Annotated in this window: 27 protein-coding genes and 1 tRNA gene; 26 read left to right on the top strand and 2 right to left on the bottom strand. The window is 66.4% G+C overall.

All coding sequences use genetic code 11. The annotated features are described in order from the left end of the window. Positions 1 to 58 precede the first annotated feature (58 nt). Both AncyloWKF20_RS06495 and AncyloWKF20_RS06490 read left to right on the top strand, forming a co-directional pair. On the top strand, positions 59 to 1,171 hold the full coding sequence (locus tag AncyloWKF20_RS06495) for an AI-2E family transporter (RefSeq protein ID WP_279317067.1): 1,113 nt from the start codon (positions 59 to 61) through the stop codon (positions 1,169 to 1,171). 130 nt (positions 1,172 to 1,301) lie between these two features. After that, a tRNA-Asp gene (locus tag AncyloWKF20_RS06490) sits at positions 1,302 to 1,378 on the top strand. A gap of 139 nt (positions 1,379 to 1,517) precedes the next feature. On the opposite strand, the gene AncyloWKF20_RS06485 is transcribed toward AncyloWKF20_RS06490, so the two are convergent. Together AncyloWKF20_RS06485 and AncyloWKF20_RS06480 are read right to left on the bottom strand one after the other, a co-directional pair. Then, the gene (locus AncyloWKF20_RS06485) at positions 1,518 to 1,697 is read right to left on the bottom strand and encodes a hypothetical protein (RefSeq protein ID WP_279317066.1); all 180 of its coding nucleotides are present in this window, start codon (positions 1,695 to 1,697) and stop codon (positions 1,518 to 1,520) included. Positions 1,698 to 1,758: 61 nt separating this feature from the next. Next, positions 1,759 to 2,226 (bottom strand): hypothetical protein, encoded by a 468-nt coding sequence (locus AncyloWKF20_RS06480; RefSeq protein WP_279317065.1) that lies wholly within the window; start codon positions 2,224 to 2,226, stop codon positions 1,759 to 1,761. 136 nt (positions 2,227 to 2,362) lie between these two features. Here AncyloWKF20_RS06480 and AncyloWKF20_RS06475 point away from each other — a divergent pair, with 136 nt between their 5' ends. From AncyloWKF20_RS06475 to AncyloWKF20_RS06360, 24 genes are all read left to right on the top strand, one after another. After that, complete coding sequence (locus AncyloWKF20_RS06475) at positions 2,363 to 2,701, top strand: DUF1488 family protein (protein ID WP_279317064.1); 339 nt, start codon at positions 2,363 to 2,365, stop codon at positions 2,699 to 2,701. Positions 2,702 to 3,165: 464 nt separating this feature from the next. Next, the gene (locus tag AncyloWKF20_RS06470) at positions 3,166 to 3,531 is read left to right on the top strand and encodes an NADH-quinone oxidoreductase subunit A (RefSeq protein WP_279317063.1); all 366 of its coding nucleotides are present in this window, start codon (positions 3,166 to 3,168) and stop codon (positions 3,529 to 3,531) included. Continuing rightward, a complete protein-coding gene (locus AncyloWKF20_RS06465; protein WP_267582236.1) occupies positions 3,522 to 4,100 on the top strand; it encodes an NADH-quinone oxidoreductase subunit B in 579 nt (192 codons plus the stop codon). The genes AncyloWKF20_RS06470 and AncyloWKF20_RS06465 overlap by 10 nt, the downstream gene beginning before the upstream one ends. 92 nt (positions 4,101 to 4,192) lie before the next feature. After that, positions 4,193 to 4,807, top strand: coding sequence for an NADH-quinone oxidoreductase subunit C (locus tag AncyloWKF20_RS06460; RefSeq protein WP_279317062.1), 615 nt, complete (start codon positions 4,193 to 4,195; stop codon positions 4,805 to 4,807). A gap of 15 nt (positions 4,808 to 4,822) precedes the next feature. Further along, on the top strand, positions 4,823 to 6,022 hold the full coding sequence (locus AncyloWKF20_RS06455; protein WP_279317061.1) for an NADH-quinone oxidoreductase subunit D: 1,200 nt from the start codon (positions 4,823 to 4,825) through the stop codon (positions 6,020 to 6,022). A 38-nt stretch (positions 6,023 to 6,060) separates the two neighbouring features. Further along, positions 6,061 to 6,927 carry an NADH-quinone oxidoreductase subunit NuoE gene (gene nuoE / locus AncyloWKF20_RS06450; RefSeq protein ID WP_279317060.1) on the top strand — a complete coding sequence of 289 codons (867 nt, stop codon included), beginning with the start codon at positions 6,061 to 6,063 and terminating at the stop codon, positions 6,925 to 6,927. A 10-nt stretch (positions 6,928 to 6,937) separates the two neighbouring features. Further along, complete coding sequence (gene nuoF / locus AncyloWKF20_RS06445) at positions 6,938 to 8,239, top strand: NADH-quinone oxidoreductase subunit NuoF (RefSeq protein WP_267582240.1); 1,302 nt, start codon at positions 6,938 to 6,940, stop codon at positions 8,237 to 8,239. Positions 8,240 to 8,247: 8 nt separating this feature from the next. Further along, positions 8,248 to 10,326 carry an NADH-quinone oxidoreductase subunit NuoG gene (nuoG, locus tag AncyloWKF20_RS06440; protein WP_279317059.1) on the top strand — a complete coding sequence of 693 codons (2,079 nt, stop codon included), beginning with the start codon at positions 8,248 to 8,250 and terminating at the stop codon, positions 10,324 to 10,326. Positions 10,327 to 10,339: 13 nt separating this feature from the next. Next, positions 10,340 to 11,374: an NADH-quinone oxidoreductase subunit NuoH gene (gene nuoH, locus AncyloWKF20_RS06435; RefSeq protein WP_279317058.1), complete on the top strand. Its 1,035-nt coding sequence runs from the start codon at positions 10,340 to 10,342 to the stop codon at positions 11,372 to 11,374. Between the two features lies 1 nt (position 11,375). Further along, the gene (locus AncyloWKF20_RS06430) at positions 11,376 to 11,639 is read left to right on the top strand and encodes a hypothetical protein (RefSeq protein WP_279317057.1); all 264 of its coding nucleotides are present in this window, start codon (positions 11,376 to 11,378) and stop codon (positions 11,637 to 11,639) included. Positions 11,640 to 11,649: 10 nt separating this feature from the next. Beyond that, complete coding sequence (nuoI, locus tag AncyloWKF20_RS06425) at positions 11,650 to 12,138, top strand: NADH-quinone oxidoreductase subunit NuoI (protein ID WP_267582244.1); 489 nt, start codon at positions 11,650 to 11,652, stop codon at positions 12,136 to 12,138. 103 nt (positions 12,139 to 12,241) lie between these two features. Further along, positions 12,242 to 12,847, top strand: coding sequence for an NADH-quinone oxidoreductase subunit J (locus AncyloWKF20_RS06420; RefSeq protein WP_267582245.1), 606 nt, complete (start codon positions 12,242 to 12,244; stop codon positions 12,845 to 12,847). 3 nt (positions 12,848 to 12,850) lie between these two features. Further along, a complete protein-coding gene (nuoK, locus tag AncyloWKF20_RS06415; protein WP_267582246.1) occupies positions 12,851 to 13,159 on the top strand; it encodes an NADH-quinone oxidoreductase subunit NuoK in 309 nt (102 codons plus the stop codon). 10 nt (positions 13,160 to 13,169) lie between these two features. Continuing rightward, a complete protein-coding gene (gene nuoL, locus AncyloWKF20_RS06410; RefSeq protein WP_279317056.1) occupies positions 13,170 to 15,098 on the top strand; it encodes an NADH-quinone oxidoreductase subunit L in 1,929 nt (642 codons plus the stop codon). Beyond that, positions 15,098 to 16,612 carry an NADH-quinone oxidoreductase subunit M gene (locus tag AncyloWKF20_RS06405; protein ID WP_267582248.1) on the top strand — a complete coding sequence of 505 codons (1,515 nt, stop codon included), beginning with the start codon at positions 15,098 to 15,100 and terminating at the stop codon, positions 16,610 to 16,612. Before nuoL ends, AncyloWKF20_RS06405 begins: the two co-directional genes overlap by 1 nt. A 31-nt stretch (positions 16,613 to 16,643) precedes the next feature. Continuing rightward, on the top strand, positions 16,644 to 18,071 hold the full coding sequence (gene nuoN, locus AncyloWKF20_RS06400) for an NADH-quinone oxidoreductase subunit NuoN (protein WP_279317055.1): 1,428 nt from the start codon (positions 16,644 to 16,646) through the stop codon (positions 18,069 to 18,071). 2 nt (positions 18,072 to 18,073) lie between these two features. Continuing rightward, on the top strand, positions 18,074 to 18,844 hold the full coding sequence (locus AncyloWKF20_RS06395) for a biotin--[acetyl-CoA-carboxylase] ligase (protein WP_279317054.1): 771 nt from the start codon (positions 18,074 to 18,076) through the stop codon (positions 18,842 to 18,844). 11 nt (positions 18,845 to 18,855) lie between these two features. Continuing rightward, positions 18,856 to 20,544 (top strand): ribonuclease J, encoded by a 1,689-nt coding sequence (locus AncyloWKF20_RS06390; protein WP_279317053.1) that lies wholly within the window; start codon positions 18,856 to 18,858, stop codon positions 20,542 to 20,544. A gap of 82 nt (positions 20,545 to 20,626) precedes the next feature. Then, positions 20,627 to 21,031 carry a methylmalonyl-CoA epimerase gene (mce, locus tag AncyloWKF20_RS06385; RefSeq protein WP_279317052.1) on the top strand — a complete coding sequence of 135 codons (405 nt, stop codon included), beginning with the start codon at positions 20,627 to 20,629 and terminating at the stop codon, positions 21,029 to 21,031. Between the two features lie 9 nt (positions 21,032 to 21,040). Next, a complete protein-coding gene (locus tag AncyloWKF20_RS06380; RefSeq protein ID WP_279317051.1) occupies positions 21,041 to 21,316 on the top strand; it encodes a DUF1467 family protein in 276 nt (91 codons plus the stop codon). Positions 21,317 to 21,790: 474 nt separating this feature from the next. Next, positions 21,791 to 23,113 carry a proline--tRNA ligase gene (gene proS / locus AncyloWKF20_RS06375; RefSeq protein WP_279317050.1) on the top strand — a complete coding sequence of 441 codons (1,323 nt, stop codon included), beginning with the start codon at positions 21,791 to 21,793 and terminating at the stop codon, positions 23,111 to 23,113. A 161-nt stretch (positions 23,114 to 23,274) separates the two neighbouring features. Then, a complete protein-coding gene (locus AncyloWKF20_RS06370) occupies positions 23,275 to 24,498 on the top strand; it encodes a lipoprotein-releasing ABC transporter permease subunit (protein ID WP_279317896.1) in 1,224 nt (407 codons plus the stop codon). Between the two features lie 8 nt (positions 24,499 to 24,506). Beyond that, complete coding sequence (locus AncyloWKF20_RS06365; RefSeq protein ID WP_279317049.1) at positions 24,507 to 25,199, top strand: ABC transporter ATP-binding protein; 693 nt, start codon at positions 24,507 to 24,509, stop codon at positions 25,197 to 25,199. Between the two features lie 118 nt (positions 25,200 to 25,317). Continuing rightward, positions 25,318 to 25,770, top strand: coding sequence for a hypothetical protein (locus tag AncyloWKF20_RS06360; protein WP_279317048.1), 453 nt, complete (start codon positions 25,318 to 25,320; stop codon positions 25,768 to 25,770). Positions 25,771 to 25,989 lie beyond the last annotated feature (219 nt).

The raw sequence follows: 25,989 nt of genomic DNA, 5'->3' as shown, positions 1-25,989 counted from the left end.
TTCCTGCACGTTTCCCGCTCGCGGCAGCACGCCGCCGGGCGGGGCGAGGATTATGGACATGTTGCGCGGTACGGAAGAGGCGGGCGGCCGGCCGGTCGCCATTGCCGGCGCGCCGGCTGTGAAGGAGCGTACCGATCGCCTGTGGCGCCGGGCGACGGAGGTGGCGATCATCGCCACCGCCATGGTCGCCGTGGGCGTGAGCCTCGTGGTGGCCCGCCCGGTCCTGGTGCCGATCGTCGCGGCCGTCATCATCGGCAGCGTGATCGGCCCGGCCATCGAGGCGATGGGGCGGCGGGGCATTCCGACGCCGGTGGGGTCGATCTTCCTGGTGGCGCTGATGGTGGCCGGCATCTATGGCCTCGCCGTCATGCTGGCGACGCCGCTGGCGGAATGGACGGCGCGCGGGCCGGAGATCGGCGGCATCCTTCAGGATCGTTTCGCCAGCTTCCAGCCAATGATGCGCAGCATCGCCAGCTTCGTCGAATCGATCGAATCGCTCGGGCGGGTCGCGGAGCCGCCCATGAAGGTGGCCATCGCGGATTCCCGCATGCTGGAAAGCGCGCTGGGGCTGGTCACGCCCGTCATCGGCCAGTTCATCCTCTTCGTCGGCTCACTGCTGTTTTTTCTCGCCGGCCGAATCCAGATCAAGCGGCGGGTCGTGCAGGCGATGGGGCCGCGCACCACGCGCCTTGCCGCGCTCCGTGTGTTCCGCGAGATCGAGGATCGGCTGGGCGCCTATCTGGTGACCGCCACCTTCATCAATATCGGGCTTGGCACTGCCACGGGTTTCGTCACCTGGGCCTTGGGCCTGCCCAATCCGCCTCTCTGGGGCGCGCTGGCCTGCCTGCTCAACTACGTCCCATATGTCGGGCCAGCCGTCATGACGGTGATCCTCGCCTTGGCGGGCATTGTGACCTTCCCGACGGTCGTGCATGGCCTGCTGCCGGCGGCGGCGTTCCTGACCATCACCAGCGTGGAGGGGCAGCTTCTGACGCCGCTCATTGTCGGGCGACGCGTCTCGCTCAATCCCTTCGCGGTGTTTCTCTCCATGGCGCTCTGGACGTGGCTGTGGGGGCCGGCAGGCACCTTCCTTTCCGTGCCTCTGCTCATCGCGGCGATGGCTCTGATGGACAGCGCATTCGCCAAGCGCCGGCCGCAACTGCCGGGATAGGGAAGGGACCGTGAAGGGCGGGGCTGTGGATTATCCCCCTGTGGATGACCACCGCCCCGCTTGACACCCGCCGGGGCCTGCCTTAACACCCGCCCCACTCGACGCGGGGCCAACACATCGGCCGGTCGTTGGGGGTGTAGCTCAGTTGGTTAGAGCGCCGGCCTGTCACGCCGGAGGTCGCGGGTTCGAGCCCCGTCACTCCCGCCACTCACCAGAGCGTCGAACTTTCCCTCAATAACATTCTCTAGCTTTGGGCCGGGCGATGTCGTTCGTCGGCATTGTCAGCGAGTTCGGCACCGCCAGCGTGTGCCGGCGATGCCTGTTCATGTCTGCGACGGCGGTATGGTCAGCCCTTGGGCGGCGTCTTGCTGTCGGTGCCGCTTTCTTCACCGATGGTCTCGCCGGCATGGGGCAGGGCGCTGCGGGCGGTGCCCGTGCTGGCCGGCTCAGTCTTCTTGGCGTCGCGGCGGGTATCGCCTGGCTTGGACGCGGCCGCTTTCGGGTGGTGCTGGTCGGCAATGATCATGTGAGCCTCCTGCTGATGGTATGGAGGTCAATGCCGGGCCACGCGATCCGTTCCGCCGGGCTCATCCCTTCTCGACCAGAAGGCGTGCGCGCTCGGAGAGCGGGCAGCCCAACCCCGCCAGATGCGCGAGCGCCTCGCGCGTGAGGGCGCGGTTGGCGGTGTTGCCGACGAAGCTGGTGAGAGAATCGGAGAATTCCAGCACGATGTTCTCGGTGCCGATGGTCGCGCGGTAATCGACCCGGCTGATGAGCGAGAGCGGCTTGCGCCGCGTGCGGATCACCCGGCACTCGACATGCTCCGCGTGGATGACGAGGCGCGGGGCAACATTGCTCCGCGCCCAACTCACCCACGGGATGCCCTTCCAGCCGGAAAAGGCGGCGATCAGCGGCACATGCAGCGCCCCCTCCCGCCGCTCGATCCGGGCCGCCCCGGCCGTGCGCAGGCGGGTCCGAAAGTGTAGAACGAGGCCGCCCGCGATCAACGCGACGCCCAGCGCCACGACGGGGATGAACACCAGCGCCGCATCCATGCTCTGCCCTTTCTTACGCTCCGAGATTCGCCGCGGAATGTGCCTCGCGAATCTGGCGCGCTCCCTCCGGTCTTCCAGTACCTCGGCCGAACTTCTCGGCGATTGGGCGGTTAGCCCCGACACGAGGAGAACCCCGATGACCGATCAACGCTCCGCCGCGCCGACCAATGAGGCGCTCGATATCAGCAAGCCGCACTCCGCCATGCCGCCGGACGACATGCCCGAGGCCCGCGCCATCCGCTTCCATCTGCGCGGCGATCATGACCTCATCGAATGTCAGGTGAGCTGGGATGCGCTTGATGCGCTGGAAGGCCGACCGGCCGACAGCGCCGCCGACCGTCTGGGCCGCTTTTCCCAGCACCGGATGCGCATCGAGGCGGCGGCCCTGCGCAAGATGAACGATGGATCCGACTCCAGCCGCGCCGCACCGCTTCGCATCGACGCCGACGACGTGCTGAACGCTCCCTCCGTCTGATCCCATAGCCCCCGCGCGCCGCTCCTTGGCGCGCCGGGCCTTCTGCGCCTTCGCACCGGCAACGGGCCCTTCAACCGTCCACTGTCGGCTCCAGGCTTGCACGAAGCTTGCATCGCCCCTGTCGTCGTGAGGCCCTTTCCGCGCTCCGACTCTCGCCGCGCCAGCCCCTATTGGGGTGTGGAGCCCGGACTGACCTGCAAGGTACGCGGGGCAGATCGTCGCGTCATGAGCCGGTGGTCAAATGCCTCTAAGATCTCAAATTCCTGATCTTTTTCAGTCGCCAAAGCGTGACCGGCGCCTGGCTCGCCCTCAAGCTGTGAATTCTGTATACCAGCCGGCGAAGAAGGCGCATCGTTGCCCTTGCCTCGCCTAGGGCGGTGCGATAAGCCTGCCGCGTGCTTTGAATATTTCGCAACTGCGATGGTACGTCCGACGACGTATGCTGACCGGGAAGGGTGCCGTCCATGAGCAGCCTGCTGCAGGATTATCTGCCCGTCGTCATTTTCATCGGCGTTTCAGCGGTGATCGGTATCGCCCTCCTGGTCGCGCCGTTCCTGGTGGCCTTCAGCCGGCCGGACCCGGAAAAGATGTCGGCCTATGAATGCGGCTTCAATGCGTTCGACGACGCGCGCATGAAGTTCGACGTCCGGTTCTATCTGGTGTCGATCCTGTTCATCATCTTCGACCTCGAGGTCGCCTTCCTGTTCCCCTGGGCTATCACCTTCGGGGAACTGGGCAATCTCGGCTTCTGGTCGATGATGACATTCCTCGGCGTGCTGACCGTCGGTTTCGTTTACGAGTGGAAGAAGGGGGCGCTCGAATGGGATTGAGCGCGAATAGCCCACTGGTCGCTCCGGCGCCCAAGGGCATCATCGACCCGAACACCGGCAAGCCGGTCGGCGCCACGGACCCGTTCTTCGTCGAGGTCAATGCGGAGCTGGCCGACAAGGGCTTCCTGGTCACCGCGACGGACGATCTCATCAACTGGGCCCGTACCGGCTCGCTGATGTGGATGACCTTCGGCCTCGCCTGCTGCGCGGTCGAGATGATGCAGACCTCGATGCCGCGCTACGACGTGGAGCGGTTCGGCTTCGCGCCGCGCGCCTCACCGCGCCAGTCCGACGTGATGATCGTCGCCGGCACGCTGACCAACAAGATGGCCCCGGCCCTGCGCAAGGTCTACGACCAGATGCCGGAGCCGCGCTACGTCATCTCCATGGGCTCCTGCGCCAATGGCGGCGGCTACTACCACTATTCCTACTCTGTGGTCCGCGGCTGCGATCGCGTCGTACCGGTGGACATCTACATTCCGGGCTGCCCGCCCACGGCGGAAGCCCTGCTCTACGGTGTGCTGCTGCTGCAGAAGAAGATCCGCCGCACCGGCACCATCGAACGCTGATCCTTCCGGGCCGACGCCCCCGCGCCGGCCCCCTGCCAACGTCTGTCTCAATCAATAAGCCGGTCACCGGCACTGACGACTACGGGAAAGACATGGACGAGACGCTGAAAGAGCTTGGCGCGCATGTGTCGGAAGCGCTGCCGAACGCCGTGCAGGACGCGGCCGTCGCCTTCGGTGAGCTCACCCTCCTCGTGGACGCGCCCGATGTGATCAAGGTGCTGACCTTCCTGCGGGACGATCCGTCCTGCCGCTTCGTCAGCTTCATCGATATTTGCGGCGTGGACTACCCCAAGCGCGAGAAGCGCTTTGACGTGGTCTATCACCTGCTGTCGCCGACCCTGAACGCGCGCGTGCGCATCAAGGTCGAGACCGACGAGACCACGCCCGTGCCGTCCGCCACCTCGGTGTTCCCCGGCGCGCTGTGGTTCGAGCGCGAAGCCTATGACATGTACGGCATCCTGTTCTCCGGTCACCCGGAGCTGCGGCGCCTGCTGACCGATTACGGCTTTGACGGCTACCCGCTCCGCAAGGACTTCCCGACCACGGGCTTCGTCGAGGTGCGCTATGACGATGAGCGCAAGCGCGTCGTCTACGAGCCGGTGAAGCTCGCCCAGGAGTTCCGCAACTTCGACTTCCTGTCGCCATGGGAGGGGCCGGACTACGTGCTCCCGGGCGATGAGAAGGCCAGCAGCCCGAAGGCGGGCTGAGGTGAGGGCCCAGAGATGAACGCACCCACCAAGGTCGATCCGAGCGTCCGCAACTTCCAGATCAACTTCGGCCCGCAACATCCTGCGGCGCATGGCGTTTTGCGCCTTGTGCTGGAGCTGGACGGCGAAGTGGTGGAGCGGGTCGATCCGCATATCGGCCTGCTGCATCGCGGCACCGAGAAGCTGATCGAGACCAAGACCTACACGCAGGCCGTGCCCTATTTCGACCGGCTCGACTATGTCGCGCCGATGAACCAGGAGCACGCCTACTGCCTCGCGATCGAGCGCCTGCTCGGCATCACCGTGCCGAAGCGCGGCCAGCTCATCCGCGTGCTCTATTCCGAGATCGGCCGCATCCTCTCCCACATGCTCAACGTGACCACGCAGGCGATGGACGTCGGCGCGCTCACGCCGCCGCTCTGGGGCTTCGAGGAGCGCGAGAAGCTCATGGTGTTCTATGAGCGCGCCTCCGGCTCGCGCATGCACGCCGCCTATTTCCGGCCGGGCGGGGTCCATCAGGATCTGCCGCGCGCGCTGGTCGAGGACATCCTCGCCTGGATCGACCCGTTCCTGAAGGTCTGCGACGACCTCGAGGGCCTGCTCACCGACAACCGCATCTTCAAGCAGCGCAATGTCGATATCGGCATCGTCAGCCTTGAGGACGCCTGGGCCTGGGGTTTCTCCGGCGTGATGGTGCGCGGCTCGGGCGCGGCGTGGGATCTGCGCAAGTCGCAGCCCTATGAGTGCTATGACGAGCTGGAATTCGACATTCCGATCGGCAAGAACTGCGACAATTACGACCGCTACTGCATCCGCATGGAAGAGATGCGCCAGTCGGCGTACATCATGCGCCAGTGCTGCGAGCGCCTCCTGAAGGAGAGCGGCCCGGTCGCCGCCGTCGACAACAAGATCGTCGCGCCCAAGCGCGGCGAGATGAAGCGCTCGATGGAAGCGCTCATCCACCACTTCAAGCTCTACACCGAAGGCTTCCATGTTCCGGCCGGCGACGTCTACGCCGCCGTGGAAGCGCCGAAGGGTGAGTTTGGCGTCTATCTGGTCTCTGACGGGACCAACAAGCCCTATCGCTGCAAGATCCGCGCGCCCGGTTTCGCGCACCTTCAGTCGATGGATTTCCTGTGCCGCGGCTACATGCTTGCGGACGTGTCGGCGATCCTCGGTTCGCTCGACATCGTGTTCGGTGAAGTGGACCGCTGAGCCCGGCAGGGTGAGCGTTCCGATCGGAAGGGTACGGCATGTCTGTCCGTAGGCTTGCGCCAAAAGAGGTCCAGCCCGAGAGCTTCGCGTTCACGGACGAGAATCTCGCCTGGGCCGAGAAGACCATCGCGAAATACCCCGCGGGCCGGCAGGCCAGCGCGGTGATTCCGCTGCTCATGCGGGCGCAGGAGCAAGCCGGCGGCTGGGTTTCCGAGCCGGCGATGCGCTATGTCGGCGACATGCTGGGCATGGCGCCCATCCGCGTCTACGAGATCGCGACCTTCTACACCCAGTTCCAGCTCCAGCCGGTGGGCCGCAAGGCGCATATCCAGGTCTGCGGCACGACGCCCTGCATGCTCAGGGGCGCCGAAGACCTGATGAAGGTGTGCAAGAAGCGCATTCACGCCGAGCCCTTCCATCTGTCGGACAATGGCGACTTCTCCTGGGAAGAGGTCGAGTGCGCGGGCACCTGTACCAACGCGCCTATGATCCAGGTGTTCAAGGACGTCTATGAGGATCTGACGCCGGCCGATCTCGACCGGATCCTCGATGCCTTCGAGCGCGGCGAGACTCCCGCCACCGGCCCGCAGAATGGCCGTTTCCTCTCCGCTCCCGTGACGGGGCAGGCGACGCTGCTCGCGCCCGAGCTCTATGACGGCTCGATGGTCGGCAAGGGTGCGGGTCTGGCGCTGGCGCGTCAGGCGATCGAAGCGCGTGCCAATGGCGAGGCGGCCCCGGCTGCTCCCGCCCCGGCGGCTGCCCCCGCCGCCCCGCCGGCGCCGCCCAAGGCCGATCCGGCCCCCGCCGCGCCTCTCGCGGCCAAGGCCGTCGAGGCTGCCGGCAACGCCGACAGTGAAAAGCCTTCCAAGCCAGTGGCCCCGCCGCCCGGCGGCAAGGCTGACTGAGGAGCGAACCATGCTTGCCGACAAGGATCGCATCTTCACCAATATCTACGGCCAGCACGACTGGGGCCTGCAGGGCGCCCTGAAGCGTGGCTCGTGGGATGGGACGAAAACCATCCTCGAAGCCGGTCGCGACTGGATCATCGAGCACATGAAGGCCTCGGGCCTGCGCGGGCGCGGCGGCGCCGGCTTCCCGACCGGCCTCAAGTGGTCGTTTATGCCGAAGAACAATGACGGGCGCCCGCACTATCTCGTCGTCAACGCTGACGAATCCGAGCCGGGCACCTGCAAGGACCGCGAGATCCTGCGCCACGACCCGCACCATCTGGTCGAGGGCTGCCTGATCGCCGGCTTCGCCATGGGCGCGCACACCGCCTATATCTATGTGCGCGGCGAGTTCATCAAGGAACGCGAGAACCTTCAGGCGGCGGTCGATCAGGCCTATGAGGCGCGCCTCATCGGCAAGAACAACGTGCATGGCTGGGACTTCGACATCTATGTCCACCATGGCGCCGGCGCGTATATCTGCGGCGAAGAGACCGCGCTGATTGAGAGCCTGGAAGGCAAGAAGGGCCAGCCGCGCCTGAAGCCGCCGTTCCCGGCGAATGTCGGCCTCTATGGCTGCCCGACCACCGTCAACAATGTCGAGTCGATCGCCGTCGCCCCGACCATCCTGCGCCGCGGCGCCGCGTGGTTCTCGGCCATCGGCCGGCCGAACAATGTCGGCACCAAGCTCTATGGTATCTCCGGCCATGTGAACACGCCCTGCGTCGTCGAGGACGCGATGGGCATTCCGTTCAAGGAACTGATCGAGAAGCATGGCGGCGGCGTGCGCGGCGGCTGGGATAACCTTCTCGCCATCATCCCCGGCGGCGCGTCCTGCCCGATCATCCCGGCCGACCAGTGCGACGACCTGATCATGGACTTCGACGGTTGCCGCGCGGTGAAGTCGAGCCTCGGCACCGCCGGCGTGCTGGTGATGGACAAGTCCACCGACGTCATCAAGGCGATCGCCCGCATCTCCTACTTCTTCCGGCATGAGAGCTGCGGCCAGTGCACGCCCTGCCGCGAGGGCACGGGCTGGATGTGGCGGGTGATGGACCGCATGGTCGCCGGCCGCGCGCAGAAGCGCGAGATCGACCTGCTGCTTCAGGTCACGACGCAGGTCGAGGGCCACACCATCTGCGCGCTGGGCGATGCGGCGGCGTGGCCGATCCAGGGTCTCATCCGGCACTTCCGGCCGGAGATCGAGAAGCGGATCGATCAGTATTCGGCGAACCCGCATTCCGACCCGGTTCCGGTCGCGGCGGAGTAGAGAGCAACATGGCCAAGATCATCGTCGACGACATCGAGGTCGAGGTTCCCGCCGAGTACACGCTGCTGCAGGCGTGCGAGGCGGCGGGTGCGGAAATTCCGCGCTTCTGCTTCCATGAGCGGCTGTCCATCGCCGGCAATTGCCGCATGTGTCTCGTCGAGGTGAAGGGCGGCCCGCCCAAGCCGACGGCGAGCTGCGCGATGAATGTGCGCGACCTGCGCCCGGGCCCGAATGGCGAGCCTCCCGTCGTGCTCACCAAGAGCCCGATGGTGAAGAAGGCGCGCGAAGGTGTGATGGAGTTCCTGCTCATCAACCACCCGCTGGATTGCCCGATCTGCGATCAGGGCGGCGAGTGCGATCTGCAGGACCAGGCCATGGCCTATGGCGTGGACACCTCCCGCTACGCCGAGAACAAGCGCGCGGTCGAAGACAAGTATATCGGCCCGCTGATCAAGACCTCGATGACCCGGTGCATCCAGTGCACCCGCTGCGTGCGCTTCACCACCGAAGTCGCCGGCGTTGCCGAGCTCGGCGCCATTGGCCGCGGCGAGGACATGGAGATCACCACCTATCTCGAGGCGGCGATGTCGTCCGAGCTGCAGGGCAATGTCGCCGACCTCTGCCCGGTCGGCGCGCTGACCCAGCGCCCCTATGCCTATCACGCCCGTCCGTGGGAGCTGGTGAAGACCGAATCCATCGACGTGATGGACGCGGTCGGCTCCAACATCCGCGTCGACACGCGCGGCCGCGAGGTCATGCGCGTCCTCCCGCGTCTCAATGAGGACGTGAACGAGGAGTGGATCTCCGACAAGACCCGCTACATCTGGGACGGCCTCAAGAGCCAGCGCCTCGACCGCCCCTATGTGCGCGTCGGCGGCAAGCTGAAGGTCGCGAGCTGGCCGGAGGCCTTCGCCGCCATCGCCGCCAAGGTGAAGGGCGTGCCGGGCAACCGCATCGGCGGTCTGGTCGGCGATCTCGCCTCGGTCGAGGAAGCCTTCGCGCTCAAGACGCTGCTGGCGAGCCTCGGCTCGACCAATATCGACGCCCGTCAGGATGGCACCAAGCTCGACCCGGCGCTCGGCCGCGCGACCTATGTGTTCAACCCGACCATCGCCGGCATCGAGCAGGCCGATGCGCTGCTCATCATCGGCGCCGACCCGCGCCGCGAGGCGAGCGTGCTCAATGCCCGCATCCGCAAGCGCTGGCTGCAGGGCAATTTCCCGGTTGGCCTCGTCGGCGAGCATGTCGACCTGACCTATCCCTATGAGTATCTCGGCGCCGGCCCCGATACGCTGACCGACCTCGTCGGCGAGGGCACCTTCGCCGCGACGCTCAAGGGCGCGCAGCGTCCGCTGATCCTGATCGGGCAGGGGGCTCTCTCCCGCGCTGACGGGGCGGCGGTGCTCGCGCTCGCTGCGCGGCTCGCCGTGTCGGTCGGGGCGGTGAAGGATGGCTGGAACGGCTTCGGCGTGCTGCACACCGCTGCCGCCCGCGTCGGTGCGCTGGATGTCGGCTGCGTGCCGGGCGCCGGCGGGCTCGATGCCGTCGCGATGACCAACCCGGGCGGGGTGGATGTGCTGTTCGCCCTCGGCGCGGACGAGATCGACATCGCGCCGGGCGCGTTCGTGGTCTATCTCGGCACCCATGGTGACCGCGGCGCCCATCGCGCCGACGTCATCCTGCCGGGCGCGGCCTATACCGAGAAGTCGGCGACCTATGTGAACACCGAGGGCCGTGTGCAGCTCGCCAACCGCGCGGCCTTCCCGCCCGGCGAGGCGCGCGAGGATTGGGCAGTGCTGCGCGCGCTGTCCGACATGCTCGGCACGCGGCTGCCTTTCGACAATCTGGCTCAGCTGCGCGCCGCGCTCTACGCCGTGCACCCGCACCTCGCCCGGATCGACCATGTCGAGCCGGCCGATCCGGCGGCCATCGTGGCGCTGGCCAATGCCGGTGGCACGCCCGAGCGCGCGCCATTCCGCGCGGCGGTGACCTCGTTCTATCTGACCAACCCCATCGCGCGGGCCTCCGCGGTGATGGCCGAATGCGCCGCGCTCGCCTCAAGCCGCCTCGCGGCGGCGGCCGAGTGAGGGGAGGGGGAGCATGACCACCACAAGCTGGCTCGATACTCTTCTTCAGGTTGTCATCATCGTGGCCCAGAGCTTGGGTCTGCTGGTTGGCCTGCTCATCGTCGTCGCCTATGTGCTGCTGGCCGATCGCAAGATCTGGGCGGCGGTGCAGCTGCGGCGCGGTCCGAACGTGGTCGGGCCCTTCGGCCTGTTCCAGTCCTTCGCCGATCTGATCAAGTTCGTGCTGAAGGAGCCGGTCATCCCCGACGGCTCGAACAAGGGCGTGTTCCTGCTCGCCCCCTTCGTCACCTGCCTTCTGGCGCTCGCCGCCTGGGCCGTGGTGCCGATCGACGCCGGCTGGGTGGTCGCCGACATCAATGTCGGCGTGCTCTACATCTTCGCGATCTCCTCGCTCGGCGTGTACGGCGTCATCATGGGCGGCTGGGCGTCGAACTCGAAGTACCCCTTCCTGTCGGCGCTGCGCGCGGCGGCGCAGATGGTGTCCTATGAGGTCTCCATCGGCTTCGTCATCGTCACCGTGCTGATGTGCGCGGGCTCGCTGAACCTCTCGGCCATCGTCGAGGCGCAGAACACGCCCTATGGCATTCTGGGCTGGTACTGGCTGCCGCTGTTCCCGATGTTCGTGATCTTCTTCATCTCGGCGCTGGCCGAGACGAACCGCCCGCCCTTCGATCTGGGCGAAGCGGAATCCGAGCTGGTCGCGGGCTTCATGGTGGAATACGGCTCGACCCCGTACATGATGTTCATGCTCGGCGAGTATGTGGCGATCATGACCATGTGCGCGCTGACCACCATCCTGTTCATGGGTGGCTGGCTGCCGCCGGTGCCGATCGCGCCCTTCACCTGGGTGCCGGGCATTGTGTGGTTCCTGCTCAAGGTGCTGCTGGTCTTCTTCATGTTCGCCATGGTGAAGGCGATGGTTCCGCGCTACCGCTACGACCAGCTGATGCGTCTGGGCTGGAAGGTGTTCCTGCCGATCTCGCTCGGCATGGTGGTTCTGGTCGCCAGCGTGCTGCACTTCACGGGCCTTGCGCCCGGCGGGGGCTGAGATGGATGACGGGGTTCTCGCTGCCCTGATGGAAGCCTCCGCCGTCGGTTGGACGGGGGCTCTCGCCGGCGCCCTGTTCGGTGCCCTCGAATGGTTCATTCTGCCGCGGTTCGTCGAGATGTCGATCCGCGGTTCTAGGGAAGCCCGCAAGCTGAGCCGGGATCAGCTTGAGGGTGTCATTTCATGGTGGAAGACGGTGATCCGGGTGTTCGCCGTCTCGATGCCGCTGCTGGGCTTCGGCCTCGCTGCGGCCATGGCCGAATGAGGAGAGCGTCATGAGATTGGATCTGGCGGCCCGCCAGCTGCTGCTCACCGAGTTTGTCTCGGCGTTCTTCCTGGCGATGCGCTATTTCTTCAAGCCGAAGGCGACGCTCAACTACCCCTTCGAGAAGGGGCCGGTGAGCCCGCGCTTCCGTGGCGAGCACGCGCTGCGCCGCTACCCGAACGGGGAAGAGCGCTGCATCGCCTGCAAGCTGTGCGAGGCCATCTGCCCGGCGCAGGCCATCACCATCGAGGCCGGCCCGCGCCGCAATGACGGCACCCGCCGCACCACGCGTTACGACATCGACATGGTGAAGTGCATCTATTGCGGCTTCTGCCAGGAGGCCTGCCCGGTCGATGCGATCGTCGAGGGACCGAACTTCGAGTTCGCCACCGAGACGCGCGAGGAACTCTATTACGACAAGGCCAAGCTGCTCGCGAACGGCGACCGCTGGGAACGCGAGATCGCTCGGAATATCGAGCTCGACGCGCCGTATCGCTGAGCGGCCGGGGGATGGACGACGTGAAGACCATAACGAGACAAGCCGCCAAGGCTGCCGGCGCCCTGCGCGCCACGCGGGCCGGGACGATTGAGGGGTGCCGGGCATGAGCCTCGCCGCGCTGTTCTTCTATCTTTTCGCCGGGGTGGCGGTCGCCTCGGCCTTCATGGTCATCGCGTCGCGGAACCCCGTTCATTCGGTGCTGTTCCTGATCCTGACCTTCGTGAACGCCTCGGGCCTGTTCATCCTGATCGGGGCCGAGTTCCTCGCGATGCTGCTCGTCGTCGTCTATGTCGGCGCGGTCGCGGTGCTGTTCCTCTTCGTGGTCATGATGCTCGACGTCGACTTCGTCGAGCTGCGCCAGGGCTTCCTGCAATATCTGCCGGTGGGCGCGCTGGTCGGCCTCGTCTTCCTGGCCGAGCTGGTGCTGGTGTTCGGCTCCTGGACCTTCGGCCAGGGCGTGACCGGGGCGGTCGCCTCCACGGCGAGCGACGTGTCCAACACGGTGCAGATCGGCCGCGTGCTCTACACGGACTATATCTACTTCTTCCAGGCGGCCGGCCTCGTCCTGCTGGTCGCCATGATCGGCGCCATCGTGCTGACGCTCCGCCACAAGGAGAACGTCAAGCGCCAGAGCATCCCGGTCCAGAACGCACGCACCAAGGCGATGGCGATCGACGTCGTCAAGGTGCCCTCGGGCAAGGGGCTCTGAGCCATGGCGATCGGTCTCCCGCATTACCTCACCGTCGCGGCCATCCTGTTCACGCTCGGTACGCTCGGCATCTTCCTCAACCGGAAGAACGTCATCGTCATCCTGATGTCGGTCGAACTCATCCTGCTGGCGGTGAACATCAATTTCGTCGCCTTCTCGGTGTTCCTCGGCAACATCACCGGCCAGATCTTCGCGCTCTTCGTGCTGACGGTCGCCGCCGCCGAGGCCGCCATCGGCCTCGCCATCCTCGTGGTGTTCTTCCGCAATCGCGGGTCGATCGCCGTCGAGGACATCAACACGATGAAGGGCTGAGGGAGCCACCATGTTTCAGGCCATCGTCTTCCTCCCCCTGGTCGGCTTCCTGGTCGTCGGCTTGTTCGGGCGCGTTCTCGGCGCCCGTCCGTCCGAGCTCATCACCACCGGCCTGCTCTTCGTCTCCGCCTTCTTCGCCTGGATCGTGTTCTTCCAGGTCGCGTTCGGTGGCCATGACGGTACGGTCGAGCTGTTCACTTGGTTCGCCTCCGGTGACCTGCATGTGAACTGGGCGATCCGCGTCGATACGCTGACCGCGGTGATGCTGATCCTGGTCACCACCGTGTCCTCGCTCGTGCACCTCTATTCCATGGGGTACATGCACGAGGATCCGAGCCGCCCGCGCTTCTTCGCCTATCTCTCGCTGTTCACCTTCGCCATGCTGATGCTGGTGACGAGCGACAACCTCGTGCAGCTGTTCTTCGGCTGGGAGGGCGTCGGTCTCGCCTCCTACCTGCTGATCGGCTTCTGGTACGACAAGCCCTCCGCCTGCGCCGCCGCGATGAAGGCCTTCATCGTCAACCGCGTCGGCGACTTCGGCTTCGCGCTCGGCATCTTCGCGGTCTATCTGATGACCGGCTCGGTGGCCTTCGAGCAGGTCTTCGCCGCCGCGCCCACGCTGATGGACAAGAACATCCTGTTCCTCGGCCATGAGTGGCACGCGCCGACCGTGATCTGCCTGCTGCTGTTCATCGGCGCCATGGGCAAGTCCGCCCAGCTCGGCCTGCACACCTGGCTGCCGGACGCGATGGAAGGCCCGACCCCGGTGTCGGCGCTCATTCACGCCGCGACCATGGTCACCGCCGGCGTCTTCATGGTGGCGCGCCTGTCGCCGCTGTTCGAGCTGTCGCCCTTCGCGCTCAACGTCGTCATGTTTGTTGGCGCCACCACCGCCTTCTTCGCGGCGACGGTCGGCTGCGTGCAGAACGACATCAAGCGCGTGATCGCCTATTCGACCTGCTCGCAGCTCGGCTACATGTTCACCGCGCTGGGCGCGGGCGCCTATTCGGTCGGCGTCTTCCACCTGCTCACGCACGGCTTCTTCAAGGCGCTGCTGTTCCTTGCCGCCGGCTCGGTCATCCACGCGATGCACCATGAGCAGGACATGCGGCACATGGGCGGCCTGTGGCGGAAGATCCCCTTTACCTACGCCACCATGCTGATCGGCGGCCTGGCACTGACGGGCTTCCCCTTCACCGCCGGCTACTTCTCCAAGGACGCGATCATCGAGACCGCGTTCATGAGCCACAGCCCGATCTCGGCCTATGCGTTCACGCTGACGGTTGGCGCGGCGCTGCTCACCTCCTTCTATACCTGGCGGCAGATGTTCATGACGTTCCATGGCCATCCGCACGACCATCACCACTATGAGCACGCGCATGAGTCGCCGCTGGTCATGCTCATCCCGCTCGGGGTGCTGTCGGTCGGTGCGCTGTTCGCGGGCATGATCCTCTACCCGTACTTCGTCGGCCACGACGTGGAGCACTTCTTCCGCGAGGCGATCTTCATGTCCCCGGACAACAAGATCCTCGAGGAGATCCACCACATCCCCGCCTGGGCCAAGTGGTCGCCGACGGTGATGATGGCGCTCGGCTTCGTGGTGGCGTACTGGATGTACATCGCCAACCCGGCCGTGCCGAAGGCGATCGCCAAGCAGAATGACGTCGGCTACCGCTTCCTGCTCAACAAGTGGTACTTCGACGAGATCTACGACTTCCTGTTCGTCCGCCCGACGCTGTGGATCGGCAAGTTCCTGTGGAAGCAGGGTGACGTGCGGGTGATCGACGGCTACGGCCCGAACGGCGTGTCGGCCCGCGTGATCGACGTGACCAACCGCGTCGTGCGCCTGCAGACCGGCTACCTCTACCACTACGCATTCGTGATGCTCGTCGGCGTCGCGGCCCTCATCACCTGGTTCATGTTTGGCGGGGCGCACTGATGTACGACTGGCCCATCCTTTCGGTCGTCACCTTCCTGCCGCTCGTCGGCGCGCTGCTGATCGTCCTGATGATCCGCGGCGATGACGAGATCGCCCAGCGCAACACGCGCTGGGTCGCGCTCTGGGCGACGCTGGTCACCTTCGTCATCTCGCTGCTGCTGCTGTTCGGGTTCGATGCCTCGGGCACCGAGTTCCAGTTCGTCGAGAACACGCCCTGGCTCGGCGAGATCGCCAATTACCGCATGGGCGTGGACGGCATCTCGCTGCCCTTCGTCCTGCTCACCACGCTCCTGATGCCGATGTGCATCCTCGCGAGCTGGGAGTCGATCAAGGTCCGCGTCAAGGAGTACATGATCTGCTTCCTGGTGCTCGAGACGCTGATGATCGGCACGTTCTCGTCGCTGGATCTGCTGCAGTTCTACATCTTCTTCGAAGGTGGCCTGATCCCGATGTTCCTCATCATCGGCATCTGGGGCGGCAAGCGGCGCATCTACGCGACGTTCAAGTTCTTCCTCTACACGCTGGCCGGCTCCGTGCTCATGATGCTCGCCATCATGGCCATGTACTGGCAGGCGGGCACGACGGACATCAACGCCCTGCTGAAGTTCGATTTCCCGGCGGGCATGCAGTACTGGCTCTGGTTGGCCTTCTTCGCCTCCTTCGCGGTGAAGATGCCGATGTGGCCGGTGCACACCTGGCTGCCCGACGCCCACGTCGAGGCACCGACCGCCGGCTCGGTCATCCTGGCGGGCATCCTGCTGAAGATGGGTGGCTACGGCTTCCTGCGCTTCAGCCTGCCCATGTTCCCGGAGGCGTCGGCCTATTTCGCGCCCTTCGTCTTCACCCTGTCGGTGATCGCGATCATCTACACCTCGCTGGTCGCGCTGGTTCAGGAAGACATCAAGAAGCTGATCGCCTACTCGTCCGTCGCTCACATGGGCTACGTGACCATGGGCATCTTCACCCTTACCCAGGAAGGCATCCAGGGCGCGGTGTTCCAGATGGTCAGCCACGGCTTCGTGTCGGGCGCGCTCTTCCTGTGCGTCGGCGTGGTCTATGACCGGATGCATACCCGCGAGATTTCGGCCTATGGCGGTCTCGTGCATCGCATGCCGATCTACGCCACGGTGTTCATGGTCTTCACCATGGCGAATGTCGGCCTGCCGGGCACGTCGGGCTTCATCGGCGAATTCCTGACGCTGCTCGCCGCTTTCGGCCGCAACACCTGGGTCGCGCTGTTCGCCACCACCGGCGTCATCCTCTCCGCCGCCTATGCGCTCTGGTTGTACCGCCGGGTGATCTTCGGGCCGCTGGAGAAGGACAGCCTGAAGGGCATTCTCGATCTCAATGGCCGCGAGATGGCCTCGCTCATCCCGCTGCTGTTCTTCACCGTCCTGTTCGGCGTGTGGCCCCAGCCCATTCTCGATGCCTGCAGCGTCGCCGTGAACGCGATCGTTGCCCGTGCCGATGTGGCCGCCGACGCCATCAAGGCCGCGAGCCTGGTGCTGCCTTGAACCGTGACCCGATGACCGCGGAGCCCCGCCAATGACCTTCTCCCTTGCCGCGCTCGGCCCCGCGCTGCCCGAACTGCTGCTGGCCGTCTCCGCCATCGCGCTGATCCTGTTCGGCGCGTTTGTCGGGCCGAAGTCGACCGACATGGTGAACGGCTTCGCGCTCGCGGCTCTCTTCGCCGCGCTCGTGCTCGTCGTCCTCGGTCCCACCGAGGCGGTGCTGTTCAATGGCAGCTTCCAGGTCGACGCCTATTCGCGCTTCCTCAAGGTGCTGGCGCTGATCGGCGCCGGGGCGACGCTCGCCATGTCCGTGGACTGGCTGAAGATCGAGAAGCAGAGCCGCTTCGAGTTCGCCATCCTGGTGCTGCTCTCCACGCTCGGCATGATGATGCTGATCTCGGCCGGCGACCTGATCGCGCTCTATATGGGCCTCGAGCTCATGAGCCTCGCGCTCTACGTCATCGCCGCCAACAACCGCGAGTCGGTGCGCTCCACCGAGGCGGGCCTGAAGTACTTCGTGCTCGGCGCGCTCTCGTCCGGCATGCTGCTCTACGGCGCCTCGCTGATCTACGGTTTCACCGGCACGGTGAACTTCGCGCAGATCGCCCAGGCCGCGCGCGAGCCCTCACTCGGGCTGATCTTCGGCATCGTCTTCATGTTCGCCGGCCTGTGCTTCAAGGTCTCGGCCGTGCCGTTCCACATGTGGACGCCGGACGTCTATGAAGGCGCGCCCGCCCCGGTTACCGCCTTCTTCGCGGCGGCCCCGAAGGTCGCGGCCATGGCGGTGTTCGTGCGCTTCGCCACCGAGGCGCTGCCGAATGTCGTTCACGAGTGGCAGCAGATCATCGTCTTCGTCTCGATCGCCTCGATGGCGCTCGGCTCCTTCGGCGCCATCGGCCAGCGCAACCTCAAGCGCCTGATGGCCTATTCGTCCATCGGCCATATGGGCTACGCGCTGGTCGGCCTTGCCGCCGGCACGGAGCAGGGCGTGCGCGGCGTGCTGGTCTACATGGCCGTCTACATGGCGATGACGCTCGGCACCTTCGCCTGCATCCTCTCCATGCGCCGCAAGGACGGCATGGTGGAGAATTATGACGACCTCGCCGGCCTCGCCCGCACCAGCCCGGTGAAGGCGTTCATGCTGGCGGCGCTGATGTTCTCGCTCGCCGGCATCCCGCCGCTGGCCGGCTTCCTCGCCAAGTACTACGTGTTCCTCGCCGCCATCGAGTCGGGTCTCTATGCCCTCGCGGTGATCGGCGTGCTCTCCAGCGTGGTCGGCGCCTTCTACTATCTGCGCGTCGTCAAGGTGATGTATTTCGACGAGCCGGCCCCGGCCTTCGAGCCGATGCCGTCGGAACTGCGCGCCGTGCTGGCGATCTCCGGCCTGTTCACCATCCTGCTCTTCGTCTATCCGGCCCCGCTGCTGGCGGCGGCGGGCGTGGCGGCACGGGCGCTCTTCTGAGGATGGCGCGACTCCCAGGCGGGACAGCGGCTGGCGCGACGCCGGTCGTTCGTTTCGACGAGATCGGTTCGACCAATGCGGAGGCGCTGGCCCGGGCAACCGGTCCGGCGCCTTGCTGGTTCGTGGCGAGCCGGCAGACGCAGGGCAGGGGGCGGCGCGGCCGAGTCTGGCGCTCCGAGCCCGGCAATCTCTACGCCTCGCTGCTGCTGGTGCAGCCTGGTCCGACGGCACGCCTGCCGGAACTGTGCTTTGTCGCGGCGCTGGCGCTGCATGACGCGGTGCGCGACGTCACCGGCATCGACCCGTTGCGCATCGGCGTGAAATGGCCGAACGATGTGCAGATCGACGGCGCCAAGCTCGCCGGCATCCTCATTGAAGGCACCGTGCTGCCCGATGCGCGCAACGCCGCGGTGATCGGCTTTGGCGTCAACTGCGCCCACCACCCGCTCGACGCGCCCTATCCGACGACGGATCTCGGCGCCGCCGGCTTCCCGACCGCGCCCGAGGCGCTGCTGGCCGCGCTCGATGCCGCGATGCGGGCGCGGCTGGCGGAATGGGCGGGCGGGCAGGGGTTCGAGGCGACCCGCGAGTCCTGGTTGAAACGCGCCCCCGGTGTGGGGCGGGCCGTGACCGTTCGTCTCGGCGAACGTGAGACGCACGGCATCTTCGAGGCACTGGATGTTTCCGGTGCTATGGTTCTCCGACGCGCCGATGGCGCACGCGAGACGATCAATGCCGGCGACGTGTTTCCCGCGCCCGGCCTGCAGGCTTGAAAGGCAACTGAGTGAGCAAATCAACGGAGGAGCTGGTGTTCGCGCCGCTGGGCGGCGTGGGCGAGATCGGCATGAATTTGGGCCTGTACGGATTCGGCCCGCGCAACCGTCGCAAATGGCTGGCGGTCGATCTCGGCATTTCCTTCGCCTCGCCCGACATTCCCGGCATCGACATCATCATGCCGGACGTCACCTTCCTGGAGCGGGAGCGCGAGCAGGGCAATCTGGTCGGGCTGGTGCTGACCCATGGCCATGAGGACCATGTCGGCGCCCTCGTCGATCTGTGGCCGCGCCTCGGTTGCCCGGTCTACACCACGCCCTTCACCCACGGCCTAGCGGAAGCCCGGCGGCTCGGCGAGCCGGGCGCGCCGAAAATCCCGTTCCACATTGTCCCCAGCGGCGGGCGGGCGCAGATCGGCCCCTTCGAGGTCGAGTTCGTCCCGGTGGCGCATTCGATTCCCGACAGCCATTCGCTGGCCATCCGCACCTCGCTCGGCCTCGTCGTCCATACCGGCGACTGGAAGATCGACCCGACCCCCGTGGTCGGCAACGTCACCGATCCCGCCCGCTTCACCGCGCTGGGCGATGAGGGCGTGCGGGCGATCATCTGCGATTCGACCAACGCCATCCGCGAGGGCATCTCGCCTTCCGAGACGGATGTTCAGCATGTGCTGGCCGAGCTGATCGCCAAGGCGCCGGCGCGCGTGGCGGTGACGACCTTCGCCTCGAATGTCGCGCGTATCCGCTCGATCGCCGAGGCGGCGATCCGCACCGGCCGCGAGGTCGTGCTGGTGGGCCGCGCCATGGAGCGCGTCATTGGTGTCGCCCGCGAGCAGCGGCTGCTGGACGGGCTGCCCGCCTTCCGCCCGGTGGATGCCTATGGCTTCCTGCCGCGCGACAAGGTGGTGGCGATCCTCACCGGCAGCCAGGGCGAACCGCGCGCGGCGCTCGCCCGCATCGCCGATGACGATCATCCCGAGATCGCCCTCTCGCCGGGCGATCAGGTGATCTTCTCCTCGCGCACCATTCCCGGCAATGAGCGCGCGGTGAACCGCATCATCAACGCGCTGGTGCTTCAGGGCGTGAAGGTGCTGACCGACCGTGACGCGCTGGTCCATGTTTCCGGCCATCCGCGCCGCGGCGAGCTGGAGCAGATGTACCGCTGGCTGCGCCCGCAGGTCTCCGTGCCCGTGCATGGCGAGCCGATGCATCTGGCCGAGCATGCCGAACTCGCCCGCGCCATGGGCGTGCGTGAGGTGGTGCGCCTCGTCGATGGCGATGTGGTCCGCCTCATCAGCGCCGACCCGACGGCCAGCGCCGAGGTGATCGAGGAGATCCCGTTCGGCCGGCTCTACAAGGACGGGCATGTGCTGGTGAACGCGGCCGATGCCGCCGTCGCCGAGCGCCGGCGCCTCTCCTTCGCCGGGCTCGTTTCGGTGGCGGTCGCGATGACCGCCAAGGGCGAGGTGGTCGGCGACCCGATGATTGACCTCTCCGGCCTGCCGCAGCACGGCGTCGGCGGCAAGCCGATCGACGACGTCATCGAGGACGCAATTCTCGACTGCCTCGACGGCCTGCCCAAGGCGCGTCGGCGCGACGCCGATGCGGTTGCCGAGTCGCTCACCCGCGCGGTGCGCTCCTCGGTCAACCAGGCGTGGGGCAAGAAGCCGCTCTGCCATGTTCTGGTGATCACGGTATGAACGGCTGACGTAGAAGCATCACCCCGCCTGCGGGTCGGCTGGTTCAGCCGGGCCTGGGCGGGGGTAGCTCGGGAGCGTTCACATGATCGGCCGCCTCAACCATGTCGCCATCGCCGTGCCGGATCTCGACGCGGCCATCGCCACCTATCGCGACACGCTGGGCGGCGAGGTGTCGGAGGTGGTGCCGCAGCCCGAGCATGGGGTGAACACCGTCTTCGTCGTGCTGCCCAACACCAAGGTGGAGTTGCTCGGCGTGCTGGGCGAGGCCTCGCCCATCGCCAAGTTCCTCGAACGCAATCCCGAGGGCGGCATCCATCACCTCTGCTATGAGGTGGACGACATCCGCGCCGCCCGCGACCGCTTGCTGGCGGCCGGAGCGCGCGTGCTGGGCTCCGGCGAGCCGCGCCTCGGCGCGCATGGCAAGCCGGTGCTGTTTCTGCATCCCAAGGACTTCCTGGGGACGCTGGTCGAGCTGGAAGAGGCGTGAGGGCGGGTCATGGGCGTCGGCACCTATATCGCCATCTATTTCATCGTCTGGTGGACGGTGATCTTCGCCGTGCTGCCCTTCGGCGTGCGCTCGCAGCATGAGGACGGCGCGCAGGAGGACGGCACCGAGCCCGGCGCGCCGCAGAGCCCGCTGCTGATCCCGAAGATGCTGGTGACCACCGTGGTCGCGGGCGTCATCGTCGGGCTGTTCGCCTGGTCGGTGGAGACCGGCCGGCTCACGCTCGACATGTTCCCCATGCCGGTGAAGATGTACAAGGTCGACTGAGCGCGCCGGTTGGCGCTGGCGCGCGCCGCATCGCCGGAAGTCACATCACACCGGGCAAAAAAAGAGGCGGGACAATGCTGTCCCGCCCTTTTTTCAACTGGCCGCCCGCACCCGATTCCGTGTCGTTTCGACATCTGCCGGGGGGCTTTCTTTGCCGTCATTCCTCCCGAGACCTGGACCGGCATCGCGCTTAACAGCGGCGACTGGCGGACCTCTTTCTAGAGGCCGGCACCATAGATCAACAAAGCATGACTTGTCATCCTTGCGTCGCAAAAGAACTATGGTGCGACGCAGCAGGAAACGTTGCCATTACTTGGAAACCGTCATTTTCCTCGCGTCGGCGTTCGGTTCGCGCCGTCGCGCACGGGCCGGGCGGGGCGCCTCCACGCGCGAGGGCTTGTATTTTGCTGACCGATCCGGTTTCTCTCCGCCATTATTGATGGGCCCGACCCCGGCCGAATCGTGAGTTTGCCGATGCGCCTCTCCCGCTACTTCCTTCCCATCCTCCGCGAAGTGCCGAAGGAAGCGGAAATCGTCTCGCACCGCCTCATGCTCCGCGCCGGCATGATCCGGCAGGAGAGCGCCGGCATCTATGCCTGGCTGCCGCTCGGCAAGCGCGTGCTCGACAAGATCTGCAACGTGGTCCGCGAGGAGCAGAATCGCGCCGGTGCCATCGAGATCATGATGCCGACCATCCAGTCGGCCGATCTCTGGCGCGAGAGCGGGCGTTATGACGACTACGGCAAGGAGATGCTGCGCATCAAGGATCGGCACGAGCGCGAGATGCTCTACGGGCCGACCAATGAGGAGATGCTCACCGAGATCGTCCGCGCGTATGTGAAGTCCTACAAGGACTTGCCGCTGAACCTCTACCACATCCAGTGGAAGTTCCGCGACGAGGTGCGCCCGCGCTTCGGCGTCATGCGCTCGCGCGAATTCCTGATGAAGGACGCCTATTCGATCGACCTCGATTTTGAGAGCGCGGTGACGTCCTATAACCGCATGTTCGTCGCCTATCTGCGCACTTTCGCGCGGCTCGGCCTCAAGGCGATCCCGATGGTCGCCGACACCGGCCCGATCGGCGGCAATCACAGCCACGAATTCATCATCCTCGCCTCCACCGGCGAGAGCCAGGTATTCTGCCATTCCGATTTCCTGGAGATGGGCACCCCCGGCTCCGACGTGGATTTCGACGACCCGGCCGCGCTTCAGGACATCGTGAACCGCTGGACCAGCCTTTATGCGGCCACGGAAGAGAAGCATGACGAGGCTGCGTTCGCCGCGATTCCCGATGGCCAGCGCCTGTCTGCCCGGGGCATCGAAGTGGGCCACATCTTCTATTTCGGCACGAAGTATTCCGAGCCGATGGGCGCCAAGGTCACCGGCCCGGACGGCGTGGAGCGTCCCGTGCATATGGGCTCCTATGGCATCGGCCCCTCGCGTCTCGCCGCGGCGATCATCGAAGCCTCGCATGACGAGAACGGCATCATCTGGCCGGAGGCCATCGCGCCCTTCCGCGTCGGCCTGCTGAACCTCAAGGCGGGTGACTCGGCGACCGACTCCGCCTGCGACGCCATCTATGCCGAGCTGACTGCCCGCAATGTCGACGTGCTCTATGACGACACCGACGAGCGCCCCGGCTCCAAATTCGCCACCGCCGACCTGATCGGCCTGCCCTGGCAGATCATCGTCGGGCCCAAGGGCCTTGCCGCCGGCACGGTGGAACTCAAGCGCCGCGCCGATGGCTCGCGCGAGACGCTCTCCGTCTCGGCGGCGCTGCAACGGATCCTCGGATGAATCTGATCCGGCGGGCCAAAAGCGCCACGACCAGCGCCACGAGCGTCACCGGCGGCAGCGCCGGTAAGGCCAAGGCGAAGGCCGCGCCGGCCAAGGCGGCCCCGGCCGCTGAGGCGGGCGGGGAGCCGACAGGCACGCGCCCGTTCAGCGCCTTCGAGTGGATGCTGTCGCTGCGCTATCTGCGCGCGCGCCGCAAGGAAGGCTTCATCTCGGTCATCGCCGGCTTCTCCTTCCTCGGCATCATGCTGGGCGTGGCGACGCTCATCATCGTCATGGCGGTGATGAACGGCTTCCGCACCGAGCTCTTGTCGAAGATCCTCGGCCTTAACGGCCATCTGCTGGTGCAGCCGCTGGACAGCCCGCTCACCGATTATGACGCCGTCGCCAAGCGCATCGCCGGCGTTCCCGGCATCACGCTCGCCGTGCCGCTGGTGGAAGGGCAGGCGCTCGCCTCCTCGGCGTTCAATGCCGGTGGCGTGCTGGTGCGCGGCGTCTCCGAGGAGAATCTGCGCAAGCTCCCGGCCATCGGCGCCAACATCAAGCAGGGCACGCTTGAGGGCTTCGACGCGGGCTCCGGCATCGCCATCGGCAAGCGCCTCGCCGACCAGCTCTCGCTGCAGGCGGGCGACAATCTCACCCTCGTCGCCCCGCGCGGCGCGGTGACGCCCATGGGCACGACGCCCCGTATCAAGGTCTACAAGATCGCGGCGGTGTTCGAGATCGGCATGTCGGAATATGACAGCGCCTTCGTCTTCATGCCGCTGCCCGAGAGCCAGGCCTATTTCAACAAGAATGGCGATGTGACCGCGATCGAGGTCTACACCGACAACCCCGACAACATGGATCATTTCCGCGCCGCCGTGCATGCCGCGGCCGAGCGGCCGATCTATATCGTCGACTGGCGGCAGCGAAACGCCACCTTCTTCAACGCGCTGCAAGTCGAGCGCAATGTGATGTTCCTCATCCTCACGCTGATCGTGGTGGTGGCGGCCTTCAACATCATTTCCGGCCTCAACATGCTGGTGAAGGACAAGGGGCGCGACATCGGCATCCTGCGCACCATGGGCGCGACGCGCGGCGCCATCATGCGCATCTTCCTCGTCACCGGCGCCGCCATCGGCGTGGTCGGCACGCTGGCCGGCTTCGCGCTCGGTCTCGTCGTGTGCCTCAATGTCGAGGAGATCCGCCAGTTCATCTCCTGGCTGACGGCGACCGAGCTGTTCTCACCGGAGCTGTATTATCTCAGCCGCCTGCCGGCCGAGATGAATGCCGGCGAGACCGCCACCGTGGTCATCATGGCGCTCATCCTCTCCTTCCTCGCCCCGCTCTACCCGTCCTGGCGCGCTGCGCGCCTCGATCCGGTGGAAGCGCTGCGCTACGAGTAGGGGGCAGCATGTCCGGTCCCATGGAAGCGGCCCTGCGCCTCGACAACGTCCAGCAGTCCTACACCCAGGGCGAAGGCAAGCTGGAGATCCTGCGCGGCGCCGACTTCACCGTCATGCCCGGCCAGTCGGTCGCGCTCGTCGCACCCTCCGGCACGGGCAAGTCGACCCTGCTGCACATCTCCGGCCTTCTGGAGCATCAGGACGCCGGCGAGGTCTATATCGGCGGCGTGCCAACCGGCGGCATGGCGGATGCCGCCCGCACGCAGATCCGCCGCACCGACATCGGCTTCGTCTACCAGTTCCACCACCTCCTGCCGGAGTTCTCGGCGCAGGAGAATGTGATGCTGCCGCAGATGATCCGCGGTCTCGGCAAGAAGGAAGCCGCGCGTCGGGCGCAGGAGCTCTTGGGCTATCTCGGCCTGTCCAAGCGCCTGCATCACCGCCCGGCCGAACTGTCGGGCGGCGAGCAGCAGCGCGTCGCCATCGCCCGCGCTGTCGCCAACGCGCCGCGCCTGCTGCTGGCCGACGAGCCGACCGGCAATCTCGACCCGCACACCGCCGACCATGTGTTCCACGCGCTGTCCCAGCTCGTGGAGGCGACCGGCCTCGCGGCACTGATCGCCACGCATAATCTGGAGCTGGCGAGCCGTATGCACCGGCGCGTGACGCTGCAGGACGGCAAGGTGGTCGAACTCGGCTGAATGGTGGGGAGGGGCCTCATGCCGGCCTCGCCTCATCCCTGCCGCCCCCGCAACTTTCCCGATTTGCCGCAACCGATGCGCGCCCTAGCATCGGGCGTTTCCTCATGAGTCGGGCCCGATGCCGAATCTGATCGCCGATCTCGACCACATGTCGCTGCTCGCCCTCGGCGTCGCGGCCGCGCTCGCGCTCATCATCCTGCTGCGCTGGACGGGCGAGCGCGTGGTCGCCCCGCAGGCGGCCGCGATGCTGGCGGGCGATGGCGGCTATGACCACGCGGTCGCCGGCAGCGACGAGCACCAGCCGGTGCTCGGCCGCATCGCCGGGCGGCCGGGGCGCGAAGGCCATGACTGCACCGCCGAGCTGGTCCCCGATGTCGCCCGCAATGGTGAGCTGCGCGGCATCTGGGTTCTCGTCGACGGCGCCCGCGTCGGCCATATCAAGCCGGGCGAGATGGACGCGTTCAACGCGGTGATGGACGGGCGCCCGGCCCGCTGCGAGGCGATCATCGTCGGCGAGGGCGGTTTGCTCGGCGTGCGGCTCGACACGGCCTGGCCGCCGCGCCTCGACTGAGCGGCCCATCTGTTTCTCCCAATGACGCTAAGTCCCGGCGCGGGCGGTGATTCTCCCGTGCGGGATCTCGTCCGTTACCGTGCTGTTAACCAGGCGTCGGAACGAAAGAAGAACATAGGTTGATTCTGGGGATTATGGGGTGCATGTTCTCATTATGTTCCCTAGGAGGTCGACATGATCCGCATCCTTCTCCAGGAAGTCGCCGCTCTCGCCTCGGTT

Origin of the sequence: Ancylobacter sp. WKF20, assembly GCF_029760895.1 — a bacterium.
GTDB lineage: Bacteria > Pseudomonadota > Alphaproteobacteria > Rhizobiales > Xanthobacteraceae > Ancylobacter.
This window is presented reverse-complemented; position numbering and strand designations above follow the sequence as displayed.

Excerpts from the sequence above, each read along its gene's own strand:
- nuoH (WP_279317058.1), top strand. The coding sequence starts at position 10,340 with ATGACCACCACAAGCTGGCTCGATACTCTTCTTCAGGTTGTCATCATC.
- AncyloWKF20_RS06480 (WP_279317065.1), bottom strand. The coding sequence starts at position 2,226 with ATGGATGCGGCGCTGGTGTTCATCCCCGTCGTGGCGCTGGGCGTCGCG.
- proS (WP_279317050.1), top strand. The coding sequence starts at position 21,791 with ATGCGCCTCTCCCGCTACTTCCTTCCCATCCTCCGCGAAGTGCCGAAG.
- AncyloWKF20_RS06465 (WP_267582236.1), top strand. The coding sequence starts at position 3,522 with ATGGGATTGAGCGCGAATAGCCCACTGGTCGCTCCGGCGCCCAAGGGC.
- nuoK (WP_267582246.1), top strand. The coding sequence starts at position 12,851 with ATGGCGATCGGTCTCCCGCATTACCTCACCGTCGCGGCCATCCTGTTC.
- AncyloWKF20_RS06485 (WP_279317066.1), bottom strand. The coding sequence starts at position 1,697 with ATGATCATTGCCGACCAGCACCACCCGAAAGCGGCCGCGTCCAAGCCA.
- nuoL (WP_279317056.1), top strand. The coding sequence starts at position 13,170 with ATGTTTCAGGCCATCGTCTTCCTCCCCCTGGTCGGCTTCCTGGTCGTC.
- AncyloWKF20_RS06370 (WP_279317896.1), top strand. The coding sequence starts at position 23,275 with ATGCTGTCGCTGCGCTATCTGCGCGCGCGCCGCAAGGAAGGCTTCATC.
- nuoG (WP_279317059.1), top strand. The coding sequence starts at position 8,248 with ATGGCCAAGATCATCGTCGACGACATCGAGGTCGAGGTTCCCGCCGAG.
- nuoE (WP_279317060.1), top strand. The coding sequence starts at position 6,061 with ATGTCTGTCCGTAGGCTTGCGCCAAAAGAGGTCCAGCCCGAGAGCTTC.
- mce (WP_279317052.1), top strand. The coding sequence starts at position 20,627 with ATGATCGGCCGCCTCAACCATGTCGCCATCGCCGTGCCGGATCTCGAC.
- AncyloWKF20_RS06470 (WP_279317063.1), top strand. The coding sequence starts at position 3,166 with ATGAGCAGCCTGCTGCAGGATTATCTGCCCGTCGTCATTTTCATCGGC.
- AncyloWKF20_RS06430 (WP_279317057.1), top strand. The coding sequence starts at position 11,376 with ATGGATGACGGGGTTCTCGCTGCCCTGATGGAAGCCTCCGCCGTCGGT.
- AncyloWKF20_RS06395 (WP_279317054.1), top strand. The coding sequence starts at position 18,074 with ATGGCGCGACTCCCAGGCGGGACAGCGGCTGGCGCGACGCCGGTCGTT.
- AncyloWKF20_RS06460 (WP_279317062.1), top strand. The coding sequence starts at position 4,193 with ATGGACGAGACGCTGAAAGAGCTTGGCGCGCATGTGTCGGAAGCGCTG.
- AncyloWKF20_RS06365 (WP_279317049.1), top strand. The coding sequence starts at position 24,507 with ATGTCCGGTCCCATGGAAGCGGCCCTGCGCCTCGACAACGTCCAGCAG.
- AncyloWKF20_RS06475 (WP_279317064.1), top strand. The coding sequence starts at position 2,363 with ATGACCGATCAACGCTCCGCCGCGCCGACCAATGAGGCGCTCGATATC.
- nuoI (WP_267582244.1), top strand. The coding sequence starts at position 11,650 with ATGAGATTGGATCTGGCGGCCCGCCAGCTGCTGCTCACCGAGTTTGTC.
- nuoN (WP_279317055.1), top strand. The coding sequence starts at position 16,644 with ATGACCTTCTCCCTTGCCGCGCTCGGCCCCGCGCTGCCCGAACTGCTG.
- AncyloWKF20_RS06360 (WP_279317048.1), top strand. The coding sequence starts at position 25,318 with ATGCCGAATCTGATCGCCGATCTCGACCACATGTCGCTGCTCGCCCTC.
- AncyloWKF20_RS06495 (WP_279317067.1), top strand. The coding sequence starts at position 59 with ATGTTGCGCGGTACGGAAGAGGCGGGCGGCCGGCCGGTCGCCATTGCC.
- AncyloWKF20_RS06420 (WP_267582245.1), top strand. The coding sequence starts at position 12,242 with ATGAGCCTCGCCGCGCTGTTCTTCTATCTTTTCGCCGGGGTGGCGGTC.
- AncyloWKF20_RS06405 (WP_267582248.1), top strand. The coding sequence starts at position 15,098 with ATGTACGACTGGCCCATCCTTTCGGTCGTCACCTTCCTGCCGCTCGTC.
- AncyloWKF20_RS06455 (WP_279317061.1), top strand. The coding sequence starts at position 4,823 with ATGAACGCACCCACCAAGGTCGATCCGAGCGTCCGCAACTTCCAGATC.
- AncyloWKF20_RS06380 (WP_279317051.1), top strand. The coding sequence starts at position 21,041 with ATGGGCGTCGGCACCTATATCGCCATCTATTTCATCGTCTGGTGGACG.
- nuoF (WP_267582240.1), top strand. The coding sequence starts at position 6,938 with ATGCTTGCCGACAAGGATCGCATCTTCACCAATATCTACGGCCAGCAC.